This is a genomic window from Kordiimonas laminariae, assembly GCF_023008165.1.
Lineage (GTDB): Bacteria > Pseudomonadota > Alphaproteobacteria > Sphingomonadales > Kordiimonadaceae > Kordiimonas > Kordiimonas laminariae.
In genome coordinates this window covers 211924-226240 of the sequence record NZ_JAKQZA010000003.1, presented here as the reverse complement: position 1 = coordinate 226240, position 14317 = coordinate 211924, and the positions used below count along the sequence as shown (strand labels likewise).

16 protein-coding genes and 1 other RNA gene are annotated in these 14317 nt (G+C 47.1%); 8 read left to right on the top strand and 9 right to left on the bottom strand.

What is annotated here, in order from left to right; translation table 11 throughout:
- The first annotated feature begins 18 nt into the window (after positions 1 to 18).
- On the top strand, positions 19 to 873 hold the full coding sequence (locus MF542_RS07070; RefSeq protein WP_247017403.1) for a peroxiredoxin family protein: 855 nt from the start codon (positions 19 to 21) through the stop codon (positions 871 to 873).
- A 59-nt stretch (positions 874 to 932) separates the two neighbouring features.
- On the opposite strand, the gene MF542_RS07065 is transcribed toward MF542_RS07070, so the two are convergent.
- From MF542_RS07065 to MF542_RS07055, 3 genes are all read right to left on the bottom strand, one after another.
- A complete protein-coding gene (locus tag MF542_RS07065; RefSeq protein ID WP_247017402.1) occupies positions 933 to 1646 on the bottom strand; it encodes a Bax inhibitor-1/YccA family protein in 714 nt (237 codons plus the stop codon).
- 101 nt (positions 1647 to 1747) lie between these two features.
- The gene (locus MF542_RS07060; RefSeq protein ID WP_247017401.1) at positions 1748 to 4282 is read right to left on the bottom strand and encodes an ABC transporter permease; all 2535 of its coding nucleotides are present in this window, start codon (positions 4280 to 4282) and stop codon (positions 1748 to 1750) included.
- Positions 4282 to 5022 carry an ABC transporter ATP-binding protein gene (locus MF542_RS07055; RefSeq protein ID WP_247017400.1) on the bottom strand — a complete coding sequence of 247 codons (741 nt, stop codon included), beginning with the start codon at positions 5020 to 5022 and terminating at the stop codon, positions 4282 to 4284. The genes MF542_RS07060 and MF542_RS07055 overlap by 1 nt, the downstream gene beginning before the upstream one ends.
- A 77-nt stretch (positions 5023 to 5099) precedes the next feature.
- Between MF542_RS07055 and MF542_RS07050 the strand changes: the two genes are divergently transcribed.
- Complete coding sequence (locus MF542_RS07050; RefSeq protein ID WP_247017399.1) at positions 5100 to 5780, top strand: arylesterase; 681 nt, start codon at positions 5100 to 5102, stop codon at positions 5778 to 5780.
- Between the two features lie 41 nt (positions 5781 to 5821).
- Positions 5822 to 6391, top strand: a complete 570-nt coding sequence (gene thpR, locus MF542_RS07045) for an RNA 2',3'-cyclic phosphodiesterase (RefSeq protein WP_247017398.1) — start codon at positions 5822 to 5824, stop codon at positions 6389 to 6391.
- On the opposite strand, the gene MF542_RS07040 is transcribed toward thpR, so the two are convergent.
- The 3 genes from MF542_RS07040 to MF542_RS07030 all read right to left on the bottom strand — a co-directional run bounded on the left by MF542_RS07040 (position 6388) and on the right by MF542_RS07030 (position 8705).
- Entirely contained in the window at positions 6388 to 7257 is an 870-nt protein-coding gene (locus tag MF542_RS07040; protein WP_247017397.1) for an alpha/beta fold hydrolase, read from the bottom strand. The genes thpR and MF542_RS07040 overlap by 4 nt on opposite strands.
- Positions 7258 to 7362: 105 nt before the next feature.
- A complete protein-coding gene (locus tag MF542_RS07035; RefSeq protein WP_247017396.1) occupies positions 7363 to 8229 on the bottom strand; it encodes a fructosamine kinase family protein in 867 nt (288 codons plus the stop codon).
- Positions 8229 to 8705 carry a low molecular weight protein-tyrosine-phosphatase gene (locus MF542_RS07030; RefSeq protein ID WP_247017395.1) on the bottom strand — a complete coding sequence of 159 codons (477 nt, stop codon included), beginning with the start codon at positions 8703 to 8705 and terminating at the stop codon, positions 8229 to 8231. The genes MF542_RS07035 and MF542_RS07030 overlap by 1 nt, the downstream gene beginning before the upstream one ends.
- Positions 8706 to 8776: 71 nt before the next feature.
- Between MF542_RS07030 and cobB the strand changes: the two genes are divergently transcribed.
- Together cobB and MF542_RS07020 are read left to right on the top strand one after the other, a co-directional pair.
- Complete coding sequence (cobB, locus tag MF542_RS07025; RefSeq protein ID WP_247017394.1) at positions 8777 to 9481, top strand: Sir2 family NAD+-dependent deacetylase; 705 nt, start codon at positions 8777 to 8779, stop codon at positions 9479 to 9481.
- Positions 9482 to 9490: 9 nt separating this feature from the next.
- On the top strand, positions 9491 to 9790 hold the full coding sequence (locus MF542_RS07020) for a 4a-hydroxytetrahydrobiopterin dehydratase (RefSeq protein WP_247017392.1): 300 nt from the start codon (positions 9491 to 9493) through the stop codon (positions 9788 to 9790).
- Here the strand turns inward: MF542_RS07020 and MF542_RS07015 are convergent.
- Genes MF542_RS07015 through nudC form a run of 3 tightly spaced genes read right to left on the bottom strand, consistent with a single transcriptional unit; the run spans position 9787 to position 11906 of the window.
- Positions 9787 to 10593 carry an alpha/beta fold hydrolase gene (locus MF542_RS07015; RefSeq protein ID WP_247017390.1) on the bottom strand — a complete coding sequence of 269 codons (807 nt, stop codon included), beginning with the start codon at positions 10591 to 10593 and terminating at the stop codon, positions 9787 to 9789. The two genes, MF542_RS07020 and MF542_RS07015, sit on opposite strands and share 4 nt — an antisense overlap.
- A 42-nt stretch (positions 10594 to 10635) precedes the next feature.
- A complete protein-coding gene (locus MF542_RS07010; protein ID WP_247017388.1) occupies positions 10636 to 10941 on the bottom strand; it encodes a hypothetical protein in 306 nt (101 codons plus the stop codon).
- A gap of 2 nt (positions 10942 to 10943) precedes the next feature.
- A complete protein-coding gene (gene nudC / locus MF542_RS07005) occupies positions 10944 to 11906 on the bottom strand; it encodes an NAD(+) diphosphatase (RefSeq protein WP_247017386.1) in 963 nt (320 codons plus the stop codon).
- Positions 11907 to 11988: 82 nt separating this feature from the next.
- Here nudC and ffs point away from each other — a divergent pair.
- From ffs to MF542_RS06990, 3 genes are all read left to right on the top strand, one after another.
- Positions 11989 to 12087, top strand: an RNA gene (gene ffs / locus MF542_RS07000) — signal recognition particle sRNA small type.
- A 94-nt stretch (positions 12088 to 12181) separates the two neighbouring features.
- Positions 12182 to 13957 (top strand): DNA polymerase III subunit gamma/tau, encoded by a 1776-nt coding sequence (locus MF542_RS06995; RefSeq protein WP_247017384.1) that lies wholly within the window; start codon positions 12182 to 12184, stop codon positions 13955 to 13957.
- 37 nt (positions 13958 to 13994) lie between these two features.
- On the top strand, positions 13995 to 14312 hold the full coding sequence (locus MF542_RS06990; RefSeq protein ID WP_247017382.1) for a YbaB/EbfC family nucleoid-associated protein: 318 nt from the start codon (positions 13995 to 13997) through the stop codon (positions 14310 to 14312).
- Positions 14313 to 14317: the final 5 nt, after the last annotated feature.

Below are 14317 nucleotides of genomic sequence, written 5' to 3'. Positions count from 1 at the left end.
TTGCTGGAGGGCTGGTTCGTGCTGAAATCTATATTCATTGTTGCTTATCTCACGGTAGCGACTGTTGTCTCTATCAATAGTATTCAACATATCATTTCGGGGAATGAGTTTTATTCCTATCTGGGTGTGCTTTTCACATCTGCACCTATTGTGCTATTTGTTATGCGTATCATGATTTTGAAAGATAAAGCGCGTACCAGTAATAACCTGAATATTGTTTTGCTGTTGGCAGTATTCGGTGTGGGGCTTACGCTTTTTAATGGTGTGTTAAAAGGCGATGATATTGAGCTACTTTACATAGCCACTGGTATGACAGCTCTATTCCTTCTCTATGATCATTGGTATTCAAAGCTGGATCGTAGTTCCTCTAAACTGGCTGTTGGCGAAGCGTTGCCACCCTTTGAACTGAGAACTACAGATGGTGAAGCTGTTACAAGCGAACGCCTTTCATCTGGTGCGAAAATCTTTGTTTTTTATCGAGGCAATTGGTGTCCACTTTGTGTAGCGCAAGTGAAGGAAATGGTAGCAGGTTACGCGGGCATTAAAGAGGCTGGGGCGACTGTCGCTTTTATTTCTCCGCAACCACAGAAATACAGCCGATCGCTAGCGAAGAAGTTCGGTGTGGAAGGGATTGAGTTTTATCAGGATGAAGGTAATGCTGCTGCTAGAGCGCTTGGCATTTTCTCTGCTTACGGTACCCCTATGGGAATGCAGGCGATGGGGTATGATAGTGATACGGTAATGCCCACAGTTATTATTACTGATAGGGAGGGTAAAGTACTCTGGACCCATGAAACGGATAACTATCGTGTGCGACCAGAACCTGAAACCTATATTGAGGTGCTAAAAGAACACGGCATTGCACCAGTATAAAATAATAAAAAAAGCCCGGCCAATTTGACCGGGCTTTTTTAATGATTGTATTGAACCGATTATTCGCGTTCACCGAGGAAGTTCAGTAGGAACATGAACAGGTTCACGAAATCCAGATAAAGGTTCACAGCACCCATAATAGCGCCTTTAGCAACAGCTTCACCTGTTGTGGTCATAAAGTAGCTCTCTTTAATGCGCTGTGTGTCATAAGCTGTAAGACCAGCAAAGATCAGTACACCTGCTACATTGATCACAAATGCCATCATAGAAGATGCCAGGAAGAAGTTCACGATGCTGGCAATGATAATACCAATCAGGCCCATAAACAGGAATGTACCCATGCCAGAAAGGGATTTCTTCGTCGTGTAACCATAAAGGCTAAGTGCACCAAAAGATGCAGCCGTTATGAAGAAGGTGCGTGCGATGCTTTCTGCGCTGTATACAGCAAAGATACTAGCCATCGAAAGGCCCATAACCGCAGCAAAGGCCCAGAAGACCATTTGAAGTGTGCCAGAGCTCATTCTATGTGCACCAAAGCTCATCACCAGAATGAAAGCAAGAGGTGCAAGTGCCACGATCCAGCGAAGGCCGCCGCCATAAATAGCAACCATCAGATCTTGGTTTGTACCAACAATCATCGCAATGATGCCTGTCAGCAGTACACCAGATGCCATATAGTTATAGACCTTCAGCATATAAGCGCGAAGGCCTGCATCAAATTCAGCCGTTTGGGTAGCTGTGCCAGCCCGGTAGGCAGTGTTGTAACGTTCCATGTCAACTCCCCATAGGAATAAACTTACATTCCCATATAATATGGGCATTTGAAGGCGATCTTGCAACCGCCTTCGCATTATATTTTAACCATATATCCTAGTTACTCGTTCCTGAGAACTTCGTTAGGCTTGATGGAAAGTGCTTTGAAGCTGGATGATAATCCAAATAGCACCGTGATGAACAAGCTGGTGCCAACTGTAAAGATCATTGGTACCGGCAAGAAGGTAAACTCCATTTCCATCATTTTTTCCACAACAAGCCAGCCAACGATGCTGCCCAGACCAAGAGCAATAGCCGCTGTTACTGCGCCAATCAGAGCATATTCAAGAAGATATCCGCGCAAGATCTGGCCGCGTACAGCACCAACTACCTTGAGGATAACACTTTCGTAAACCCGCTGACGGAAACCAGCGGCGATGGCGCCAGCAAGAACCAGAATACCAGCAGCAATCGCAACGATAGCTGTTGCACGTACTGCGGTGCCAATCTGATCCACCATATTGTTTACACTGGAAAGAACTTCTTTCATGCGAATGGCGGTGATGTTTTGGAACTTGGCCGTAATTTTCTTATTCAGTTCATTTTCAGCTTCACCGCTTGCTCTGATGGTTGCCATCATAGTGTGCGGCGCGGCTTTCAGTGTGTGAGGATCAAAGATAATCACAAAGTTAAAGCCGAAAGAGCCCCAATTGATTTCACGGATTGACCGGATGGTGGCGGTGATCTCACGTCCGAGAACTGAGATCGTCATAGTATCGCCAATGGTCAGGCCCAAGCCATCTGCAGCTTCTTTACCAAGACTGATTTCAGGCTCGCCATCATATCCCTCAGGCCACCATTCACCTTCCACAATTGTGCTGCCTTCACCAAGGTCGTTTTGATATGTAAGGCCGCGATCACCACGGAGAATCCAACGTACTTCCTGAGATACTTCTGCGTCCTTTGCTAGTACATCATTGAGCTTAGTTACCCGACCACGCAGGTTTGGGGTCACAACAAGTTCTCGCATACCTTCAACTGAGTTTGCGATCTCAGTAAACTCATCAATCTGATAAGGCTGAATATCCAGCATAAAGAATGCTGGTGCATCTTCTGGTACCTGTTCACGCAGCTGTTTGCCTAGATTGCCTTCAATAAGAGCAAGGCTTGCAAATAGCGTAAGGCCGAGACCAAGGGAAAGAACAACTGTACCCGTTGCAGCACCAGGCCGGTGTAAGTTTGCAATAGCCATCCGGCGGATCGCATTTTTAGGCCGTGGCAACTTGGCTGCACCACGTTCAATGAGCCAGCTAGTAAGCCTTAAAATACCGAGCGTTACACCCGCGCCGATCATAAAGCCAGCTGCAAGGGCACGGTTGTCAGAAAGGCCTACAGCTAGAAGCACCACTACTAATGCTGCGCCGAAAATAGTTGCCATATAAATCATACGAGGCCAGCGGCGCTCAGGTGAAACAATTGAACGGAACAAGTGTACGGCAGGTAAATCCCGTGCTTTGCCAAGTGGCCACACAGTAAAGGCCACAGTGATCATCAGTCCATATAGCGCAGCTAAAGCCAGAGCAAGAGGATATACGCCACCTTCCGGTTTTACAGGTAGGCTATCTGGCAGCATCTGTGCAAGTACACTAGGTAGGAACGCACCAACCGTTAAGCCAACCGCAATAGCAACAAGACTGATCAGGATAATTTGATAGAAGTAAGTTTTGAAAACCATACTGCCATCAGCACCAAGAATTTTTAGTGTCGCAATGGTTTTAGTTTTACGGTCCATATAGCCACGCACCGCGTTACCTACGCCGACACCGCCCACAACAAGCGCAGATACACCAACAAGGGTAAGGAACATCCCCATTTGTTCAATGAAACGACGTAGACCAGGAGCTGAAGTAGTACGGTCACGTACACGCCAGCGGGAGTCTGGAAACGCTTCTTTTAAATCTTCTCTGATCGCTTTTACATTCTCAGGGTTGGGGACCTTGACGCGGTAAAGATAGTTGATAAGGGAGCCTGTAGTAACAAGGCCTGTTTCATTCAGCGCGTTGATATCAAGGAAAGCTGATGGGCCAAGTTGGAAGCCAAGATTGGCTTTGTCCGGTTCAGTTTCAATTAACGCTCTAACTTCAGCTGTCACTCGGCCAAAAACAAGCTTATCACCTACAGCTACTTCAAGCTTGTCAGCCAGTAGCGGATCAATCACTGTGCCCCAAACATCGCCTTGTTTCGCAAGGAGATCTGATAGAGGGGCCGATGCCGTGCTTTTGAAGGTGCCGTATAGCGGGTAAAGGTTATCTACAGCACGTAGCTCAGCGAGCGTAGATTTCGGTATGCCGTCAACTCGGGCCATGGTGCGGAAACGGGCTGTTGTTGAAACTTCCCCTTCGGCTTGCATCCATGCTTCGAGGTTGGGACCAGCTTGAGCCTGAAATATGTTGATTTCAATATCACCGCCAAGGATGGATTGTCCCTCGCGCTGCATGCCGTCTTGGATCGCGCGCGTAAGCGAACCAATGGAAGCGATCGCAGTTACGCCCAAAATCAGGCATGCCATAAAAATTTTAAAACCGCTAAGCCCGCCACGAAGCTCTCTTAGCGCCAGTTTTAGGGAAACTGGTAAACTAGCTGATCGGGTAAGCATTAGCTTTGTGCCACTTCACGAACAGCATCTGTAGTGCCGGATACAGAGCTTGTGTCGCCTGTATCATCGATAATGTTACCATCGGCCATTGAAATCACACGGTCACAGCGATCAGCAAGGGCAGGATCATGCGTTACGATCACAAGAGTTGAACCACGTTCTTTTGCAAGCTCAAAAATCAGGTCAATAACTGCCCGGCCTGTTTTGCCATCAAGGTTACCTGTTGGTTCATCACCAAAAAGAATTGCTGGCTGTGGCGCTAGAGCACGAGCAAGTGCGACACGCTGTTGCTCGCCACCAGAAAGCTGGGCAGGATAGTGATCCATGCGGTGGGCAAGGCCAACAAGTTCAAGTTCTTTAGCTGCGATCTCAAAGGCATCATTTTTGCCGGCGAGTTCAAGAGGTACTGCCACATTTTCGAGTGCAGTCATGGTTGGGATCAGATGGAAAGCCTGCATCACAATACCAACACGGCTGAGCCTGTGCCGCGCGAGTGCATCTTCGTCTGCACCTGTGAATGAAAGTTCATCCACAACAACTTCCCCGGTTGTTGCTTGTTCAAGACCTGTCATCAAACTCATAAGAGATGATTTTCCTGAGCCCGACGGCCCGACAATTCCTACGGATTGCCCTTCAGAGATAGAAAAATTGATACCTTTTAGGATGTTTACCGGGCCCGCGCCGCTTTCGAGCGTGAGTGTTACATCCGACAATTTGATCACGTCAGCTTTATTCGCCATTGTAATTTTTATCCTTCGCTGCCAAATATTTTATTTATTGTACTCAAAGCACCTAATTCAGGCCCAAGGAGCAGATTATGCAAGTTGCAAGCTCACTAAAGATATTCGTTATTATTGCGATTACCAGTTTTTTCACGGTTTTTTCCGCAGAAAAGGCCGTAGCTATTCAAAATAACGAGAATGTGAAAGGTGCTGTTGAAATTCTCGCGTTTGGCGACAGCCTAACAGCTGGCTATGGCCTTCCTGCTGGTGATGGTTTTACGGACCAGCTTGAGGTTTGGCTCACAGAAAAACTTGGGAAAACAGTTAAAGTTACAAATGGCGGTGTTTCTGGTGATACATCATCAGGTGGCCGCTCTCGTCTAGATTGGTCTTTGGCTCCTTTCAAGAATGGTCGTCCGGATCTTGTTATTCTTGAGCTTGGTGCAAATGACGCACTCCGTGGTGTGCAGCCTGAGGTAACACGGGAAAACATGGATGCCATGATGAAAAGCCTTTCAGATAAAGGCATTAAAGTGCTTCTTGCTGGTATGTTGGCTACCCCAAGTTGGGGGCCAGAGTATGGTAGAGCTTTTGATACTATCTATCCAGATATGGCGAAGAAATATAACGCTGATTTTTATCCATTTTTCCTGGATGGTGTTGCAGCTGATCAAAGTCTTAATCAATCAGATGGTCTCCACCCAACAAAAGAAGGTGTAGCGATTATTATCGAAAAGATCGGCCCTTATGTAATAGAGGCTCTTTCACACGACTGAAATAAAGAGTATCATTAATGGACCAGTAAAAGGAGGGCCCCATGGTACGCCTGTTTGTTGGTCTGGAAATTCCAGATAGTATGTTCGCTGCCCTTGATGAGGCGCGAGGTGGTGTGGAAGAAGTTCATTGGCAACGGGATGATCAACTTCATCTCACGCTGGCATTTATTGGTGACGTTTCCAAAAATATCATGCGTGAAATAGAAGGCGAACTGGCTCGGGTCAGCTTTGATCCTTTCGAACTTAGCCTTTCCGGTGTTGGTATGTTTGGCAAACCCGGAAGCCCTAAAGCTCTATGGGCAGGAGTTGAGAACAAAAGACCGCTCAAACATCTTCATGAAAAAATATTGCAGGCGTTGGAGCCTTTAGAGCTGGAACTTGATTACCGAAAATACAGGCCACATGTTACATTGGCTCGATTCAGAAAACAGGCTCATTCCAGAGTGGGAGATTGGCTTTCTGTTAACGAAGCCCTGGAGACGCCTGCCGAGACCATTTCGCATTTCAGTCTGTTTTCAAGTCAACTTACACAAAACGGCTCCTATTATACGATAGAAAGCCGATTTGGTGATGTGTTTGATGATATGTATGCTGAAGCGGAATACGCTTAACGGGCAGCCGTCTTCTGTTCTTCTTCGAGGCTTTTAGAAATATCAAAAACAGCTTCGCGCAGCTCATCCCGCGAACGCCACTGAAGGAAATGGTTCATCCCTTCAATAGTGGTTACTTTGAAAGAGGCAACACCCGTCATCTCTTTTTCCATAAAGGGTACATTTTCATATGGTACTAGCTCGTCTTCTGTGCCGTGTACAATGCGAACATGCTGCCTAATACCTGCAAGCTTCGGCTGAAGTAACCGCAGTTCATCTTCAAGTGCGATAAGTTCTTTGTTGGAATGTTTAGCAGTTTTATCAAGCAGCCAAACAAAGGGTGGGACGTTACCAACATGTTGGATAAATAACACTTCCTCGAGGTCGGGGTCCAGTGCGCCCGCAGCAACGACAATACCAGCAACTTTATCTGGGAAATTGGCAGCGGCATTTGTAACTACTGGGCCGCCAAGGGAATGACCAACAAGGATTGTTCCTTTTCCGTTACGAGTGACAAGAAGAGGTTCCAACACAGCAGCTTGTCTGTCTAGTTCCACAACTTGTTTGCGTGGTTTGGTGTGACCAAAGCCTGGGCGATCAATGGCAATAAACTGGTATCCATCAGGAACATTTCTCAGCATTTCATACCAGTTACCACCAGCATCCCCCGGTGTGCCGTGTAGGAAAATAACTCGTTGACCGTTAGGATCACCACTGATTAGGTAACTGAGGCTGATATCATCCACTTGAAGCTGTTCACGGCTTACGAATTCATCGCTTACAAAATCAGAATCAAAATCCATAATCCAGCTAGAACATCCAACAAGAACCATTGGCAGCAGTAGAATAACGATCCAGAATTTTAGAGATTTTACGAGCTTTTTCATAAAACGCATCACAGCCTCAGTCGCAGTATTACTTATGGTTATAGCTTATAGTATAGGAAGTGTTGTGGCGGAAAAAAGTGAAAACGCCTTCACAGCTGTGTGAAATTAGCATCCGAATTTAGAAAGAATGTTAGCAACATCCAGTACGTAGCCGCCACCGAATAGACGAACATGTACAAGAAGCGGCCATAGCTGATAAATGAATTTCCGCTCTTCATGAAAGCCAGCATCAATGGGCATTGCATGCTGATAAGCATCAAAGAAATGATCACTAAGCCCACCCATAAGCTCTATGAATGCAAGGTCTATTTCATTGTGACCATATGAAATTGCAGGGTCAATAAAACCAACAGCTTTATCTTGTGAGAAAAGCATATTCCCGGACCATAGATCACCGTGCAGAAGTGATGCCTTGGGTTCTTCAGGTATCAGGTCGCAAAGCTTCTCGGAAAATTGGGTGATCCGCTTATAGAAGGCTTGATCAATTTTCCCGGTGTTTAAGCACGATCGTGCCATGGCGAGAAGGCGCTGTTCTTTGAAGAAATTGGCCCAGCTATTATCAAAGGTATTGAGTTGAGGCAGAGGGCCGATACACGTGTTTTCCTTAAAACCGAATTGATTTGAACTGCGCTGATGCAGTTTGGCTATGTGTATGGCTGCGTTTTCGGAAGCCTGTTTAGGATCTGTTTGGGCGCCATTAGGAATATAGCTAATCACTAGCATGCTGCGAGTTTGAAACAATACCTTCGGAACTGGTAGTTCGCTATTTTTTGCCAGATACTTAAGCATCATAGCTTCAGTAGCAGTAGTGTCGGGTTGGTCCATTCTGGGGCGTTTGGCCACTACATAGGTGTGGTTTTCAAGCTCAAGGAGCGAGACATCGGCGATATCACCACCTGGTAACGCCTGACTGCGAATAATACGAGCGCCCAGTGCTTTGTGCAGTTTTTTTGATAGTGCACTACCAGACATCAGAGAGATTGTTCTTTCTTAATGAGGTTTAGAAGGCCGTCAGAAGCATCCACTGCTGCGTTAAAGCACATATCAAAGCCGCGATCATGCCCATAATATGGGTCTGGCATTTCATTAATTGGCAGATGCGGTGCGTGGCTGAGGAATAATGTGATTTTATGTTGGTGTTCTTGAGGACAATGGGAGAACAGATCAGACATGTTATCTTCATCCATTGCAAGAATGTAATCAAACTCCTCGAAGTCAGATTGCGTAACTTTGCGGGAACGTTGCCCACCTATATCAATACCGTTCTTCTTTGAGGTTTCTCTGGCGCGTGGATCAGGTGCTTCACCCGCGTGGTAACCCGTTGTACCAGCACTATCGATCATGAATTGTGCTTCCAATCCATTACTTTTTACGGCGTCTCTGAATGTACCTTCCGCCATGGGAGATCGACAAATATTTCCCATGCAGACAAAAAGAACAGCAACCATGATGATCTCCCACTTGTACTTTTCCAAATTATTAGTAGCCTGCTTGCGGGGCAAAACAAGGGGCTAGTTACGTGGGGCAGTATAAAAATATTGTAATCCTGACGGGCGCGGGGATATCGGCGGAGTCCGGTGTCGCTACTTTTAGGGATAATGACGGGCTTTGGGAAAAGCACCGTATCGAAGATGTTGCAACGCCTGAAGCGTTTGCACGTGACCCGGATTTAGTCCAACGTTTTTACAGCTTAAGACGCAGGCAACTGAATGAAGTTGAGCCAAACGCTGCGCATAAGGCGCTGGCGAAGTTGCAGCGTGAACTGGACGGGAAAGTAACAATCATTACCCAAAATGTAGATGATCTGCATGAACGCGGCGGTGGTACGAATATTATCCATATGCATGGTGAACTGAGAAAAGTACGCTGTAAGGCTTGTTCATCGGTTCATGATTGGCGGGAAGACTGTGCACAGGAAACAGAGTGCCCATCCTGTGGGCGTGCACCGTCTCTGCGGCCGCATATCGTATGGTTTGGGGAAATGCCCTTTTTCATGGATAGAATCGCTGAGTATTTAGCTGAGTGTGATTTGTTTATCTCAATTGGTACCAGCGGAAATGTATATCCCGCAGCAGGGTTTGTTGCCGAGGTGCGAGCAAAGGGAAATGCGCATACTATTGAAGTAAACCTTGAACCCAGCGAGGGGGCGAGTATGTTTGCGGAACATCGCCACGGAAAAGCAGGGGAACTTCTACCAGCCCTTGTTGAAGAACTTTTGAATTAGGAAGTACACATGTCTGATAGACCATCTAAAATGACCGAACAGGACCGTAGTGCAGCTCTCACAGGCCTGAGCGGGTGGACATATGATGCAGATGCAAAAGCCATTAATAAAACATTCCAATTTGCTGATTTCAGTGAAGCGTGGGCGTTTATGAACCGTGCGGCGTTACTCGCAGAAAAAATGGATCATCACCCAGAGTGGTTTAATGTCTATAACCGTGTGGAAGTGAAGATGACGACCCATGATGCAGATGGTGTTACATCCCTCGATATTGAAATGGCAACAGCCATGGAAAAGTTCGCGGCTTAAGCTTCTGCTAAAAATCTACTGATAACGTTATTCAGCAACTCAGATTTTTCCTGATGCAGAAAATGCGTAGCGCCCGGCACGATGAAGAGCTGGGCGTTTTTTATGGCCTCATACATGGTAAGTGTGTGCGCGAGATCAACATCTTCATGGTCGCCATTTATGATAAGTGTTTTTGCCGTGATACGATGTAAGTCCTCGTCGGTAAAGTTTGGGCTTGATACCCACATGGTAATCATTTCCTGAAGTTGATCATTAAAGCCGTCCATTGAACCGTGATGCTTGAGCCAATCTTCTGTGAAAATTCCTGCAAATCCTTCATCGGCCATATTGGGTTGCCATTGATAATTTCGCAGATAGTTTTTTGCTTCCTCAGAGACTGCTGAATGATTGTAAAGTGTGCCCAAGAGGATAAGGCTTTTCACGCGTTCTGGATGGTTGATCGCGATATGCAGGGCTGTAATACCGCCGTCTGATTGACCGAACAGGCTAAATTCCTGAATACCAAGATGGTTGGCAAGCGCGAGTACATCGCTGGCCATTAGTTCATATGATATCTGTTCTGTTGATTGGCTGCTGCGGCCTTGCTCGCGGCTATCCAGCGCAATGATTTTATGTGTAGCAGAAAGCACCGTGATTTGGAGGGATAAGTCATCTCTTGAAACCATACCACCATGGAGCATGAAAAGCGCTGGACCAGAACCGCTGACTGTATAATCAAGAGTTACGCCATTGTGGTTGAAAGTATCTGCTTTCAAGGTGTTTGAAAGGAAGATCAGAGAAAGAATTACTATAATATATTTCATGGCGACCTCTATAGCGAACCGCCATGACAAAATCTGGCAGGATTATTCGTAAGATATACCACCGATAAGCGCATGCGCCATAGCGGACCAAGGGTTTTCTTTCCCTGCGCCGATATCGTTTTCATCCATGAGCGATAGAATAGCCGCTATATAGCTGTGCGGGTCTGTATGTTCTACATACCCCCAAGAAAACTTCCTTTCAGTCACCGCTAAAAGAACAGCCATAAACTCTTCACGTGTTTTAATCTTGGGAATTAGTGCTTCAAGCTTTTGCTCAAATTCATGTTCTTCCGCATCCAGTAGGGTGGCAAAATCTTGCCCAAGCTTTTCTTTTACAGCTGCCGTCATGCTTATTCTTCGATCCAGGCCTTGATTAGGTTGTGCGCAATGGCAAATGGTGGTGGCACTAAACGGTAAGGGTGTTCTTCACGCATGCTTTTTAGCACATCTTCTTTTGTGATCCAGATAGCGTCTTCAATTTCAGAACTATCAATATTCAGTTCACCTTCTTTAACCCATGCCTCTACGCCAATCATTAGGCTTGACGGCCATGGCCAAGGTTGGCTTGCTTTATAGTGTACCCTGGTGGTTTTGAGGCCCACCTCTTCAAACACTTCGCGAGCAACAGCTTCTTCCATGCTCTCACCTGGCTCCATAAAGCCTGCAAGCGCTGAATAGTGTCCTTCTGGCCAGCCCTTACCTCGACCTACCAGTGCCTTTTCCCCAGCACGTACCAGCATAATCACAACAGGATCAGTTCTCGGGAAGTGACTGGTTTCACACGCGGCACACTTGCGTTCATAACCTGCTTTTACAAGCTTGCTTTCTTCTCCGCATTTCGCACAAAAGCGGTGGCTTTCATGCCATAAGAGCATGCTTTTTGCTTGCGCAATGATTCCGAGAGAAGGATGAGCGCCACCTAGTTTAAAGGCGATGCCGCGACCGTCTCTGAACTTGGCACCATCAGCTTCAAACATTTCAGTGAAATCATCAGCGCTGCCATTAAGCATTGCTGCATAACGGGGGGAGCCGTTATCAAGGCCTAGGAAAATGGTTGTGCCAACGGGAAAAAACCGGCATTTGCGCGGGCTTTGCCATGCAATATCCCCCACTACATCGGTGAGGATACGACTTTCAGAGGTGAGAGAGACACGAACTTCTCCATCAGTTTGTCTGCTTTCACCAGCAAGCAAGACGATTCGTGCATCTTCTCGCTGCATATAGTCCCCGAAAATCTCAGGATCAGTACGCAGATGGTCGGCGCGGTCCAGCGGATTGCCTGAAAATGCAGTGGTAATATCGGCTAAAGCCATAAAATTCCTCCCGAGTGATACCAGAATTAGGTAGGGCGGAAGGATTCTACTTGCAAGTCCAGAATAAAATCGCCATATAAGCCGCGGGAGGCCGGTGGACATTCCGCCCGCCAATCCGGTCAGGTCCGAAAGGAAGCAGCCGTAACGGGTTTCGAATGGGTCATTCGGTTCTCCCACCTTCTCAAATCTTCCCTTTAAAATTTTTGCCAAAGGTCTTTGAATAGGCTTTATATCCTGCTAGTCATGATGCTCTAGCGCTAGGGAGATAATAACGCATGACCGCAGCAGATCAGGATCAGGGTTACAGGGTTCTTGCCCGTAAGTACCGCCCGGCGGATTTCGATACACTTATCGGCCAGGAAGCAATGGTTCGCACGCTATCGAATGCCATTGATACAGGCCGTCTTGCACATGCTTTTATTATGACCGGGGTTCGCGGTGTTGGTAAAACAACAACAGCGCGGATTATTGCTAAAGCGCTTAACTGTACATCCCATGATGGTCCGTCAATCAGTCCGTGTGGTACATGTGAAAACTGTGTCTCTATTGCTGAATCGCGCCATGTCGATGTGCTAGAGATGGATGCTGCATCTCGCACAGGTGTGGATGATATCCGCGAAATTATTGAAAGTGTGCGTTATGCACCTGTTTCTGCGCGCTTTAAAATTTACATCATCGATGAAGTACATATGCTTTCAAAGAATGCGTTTAACGCACTTCTTAAAACGCTTGAAGAACCACCAGAGCATGTGAAGTTTATTTTTGCGACCACAGAAATTCGCAAACTTCCCGTTACAGTTCTTTCCCGTTGTCAGCGTTTTGATCTGAAACGTGTGGAAGCTGATGTGCTTGTGGCGCACCTTGCGAACCTTGTTGAAAAAGAAGGCTGTACAGCGGAAGAGGGAGCGCTCAAACTGGTTGCTCGGGCTTCTGAAGGCTCAGTGCGGGATAGTTTATCCCTTCTTGATCAGGCTATTGCCCACGGTGCCGGGAATGTTTCCGAAACACAAGTTAGAGATATGCTTGGTCTTGCTGATCGGGCACAGGTACTTGATCTTTTTGAATTGGTGATGGAAGGCAAAATTGCTGAAGCACTTACGACCCTTCGTTCCCAGTATGATAGCGGTGCTGATCCGGCAGTTGTTCTAAATGATCTTTTGGAAGTAGCTCACTGGCTTACACGCTTAAAGGTAACGCCTGACACTGGCACAGATGCACTGGTGTCTGAGGCTGAAAAAAGCCAAGGCGGCGAGATGGCGAAAAAGCTCTCAATGCCGCACCTCACGCGCGCGTGGCAGATGCTTCTTAAAGGTCTGAGCGAAACTAAAGTGGCTCCTAGTCCTATTGCTGCGGCTGAGATGGTTCTTATTCGCCTTGCGTATGCGGCTGAACTACCAAACCCTGCTGATCTGGTGAAGAAACTTCAAACCGCTCCAGCGGGAGCAGGTGCGCCCACGCAAATGCCAACTGGCGGTGGCGGTAATGTTCAGGCTATGGGGGCTGCGGGGCCGCAAGCGACCGCACCACAAGCAGGGCCAACTATGCAGCAGGGCGCACAGGTTATCGCGCTTAATCCAAACGGTGGTGATGAGCATCATGCGCCATACCCGATGCCTGTTGATTTTGAAAAACTCGTAGCCATGTTCACTAAGGAACGCGAGGCTCAGCTCGCGGTACTGCTGAAAGATTACGTGCGCGTGGTGAGCTATAAGCCGGGTTCGATTGAAATGAACATCACCCGGAAAACACCGCCTGATTTCTTGATGCGTGTGAAAACCTGCCTGAAACACTGGACAGGTGCTGACTGGATGATCGCGGTAAGCGAACAGCAGGGCGATATCACCGTTAAGGAAAAAGAGCAGGTTCGCACTAAACAGCGCCGGGATGAAGCGCTTGAGGAACCGATCGTGAAAGCTTTGCTCGCACAGTTCCCGGAAGCGGAACTTCTTGCTGTGCGGGATAGCCGGCTTGAAGGTGATGACGGCATGGGCCTTGATAGCGGTGAGCCGGACCAGACAACAGATGAAGAAGCGAGCGACTTTGATTTCTAAGGATATCAAGTGGCGCTTAAGTGAAGGATAGACGACAATGAAAATGACAGAAATGCTGAAAAAAGCGCAGGAAATGCAGGCCAAAATGGGCGATATGCAGGCTGAGCTTGATAACATGGAAGTTGAAGGTGTGGCTGGGGCTGGCCTTGTGAAAGTAGTGCTGAGCGGCAAAGGTGATATGAAGTCTGTAAAGATTGACGATAGTCTATATTCCAGCGAAGACCGCGAAGTGCTCGAAGACCTTATTCTGGCGGCGCATAATCAAGCGAAAGCCAAAGTAGCAGATGCAGCCGCTAACCAAATGAAAGATATTACAGGTGGTCTTGATTTAGGCGGCATGAAGATGCCGTTTTAACGGAA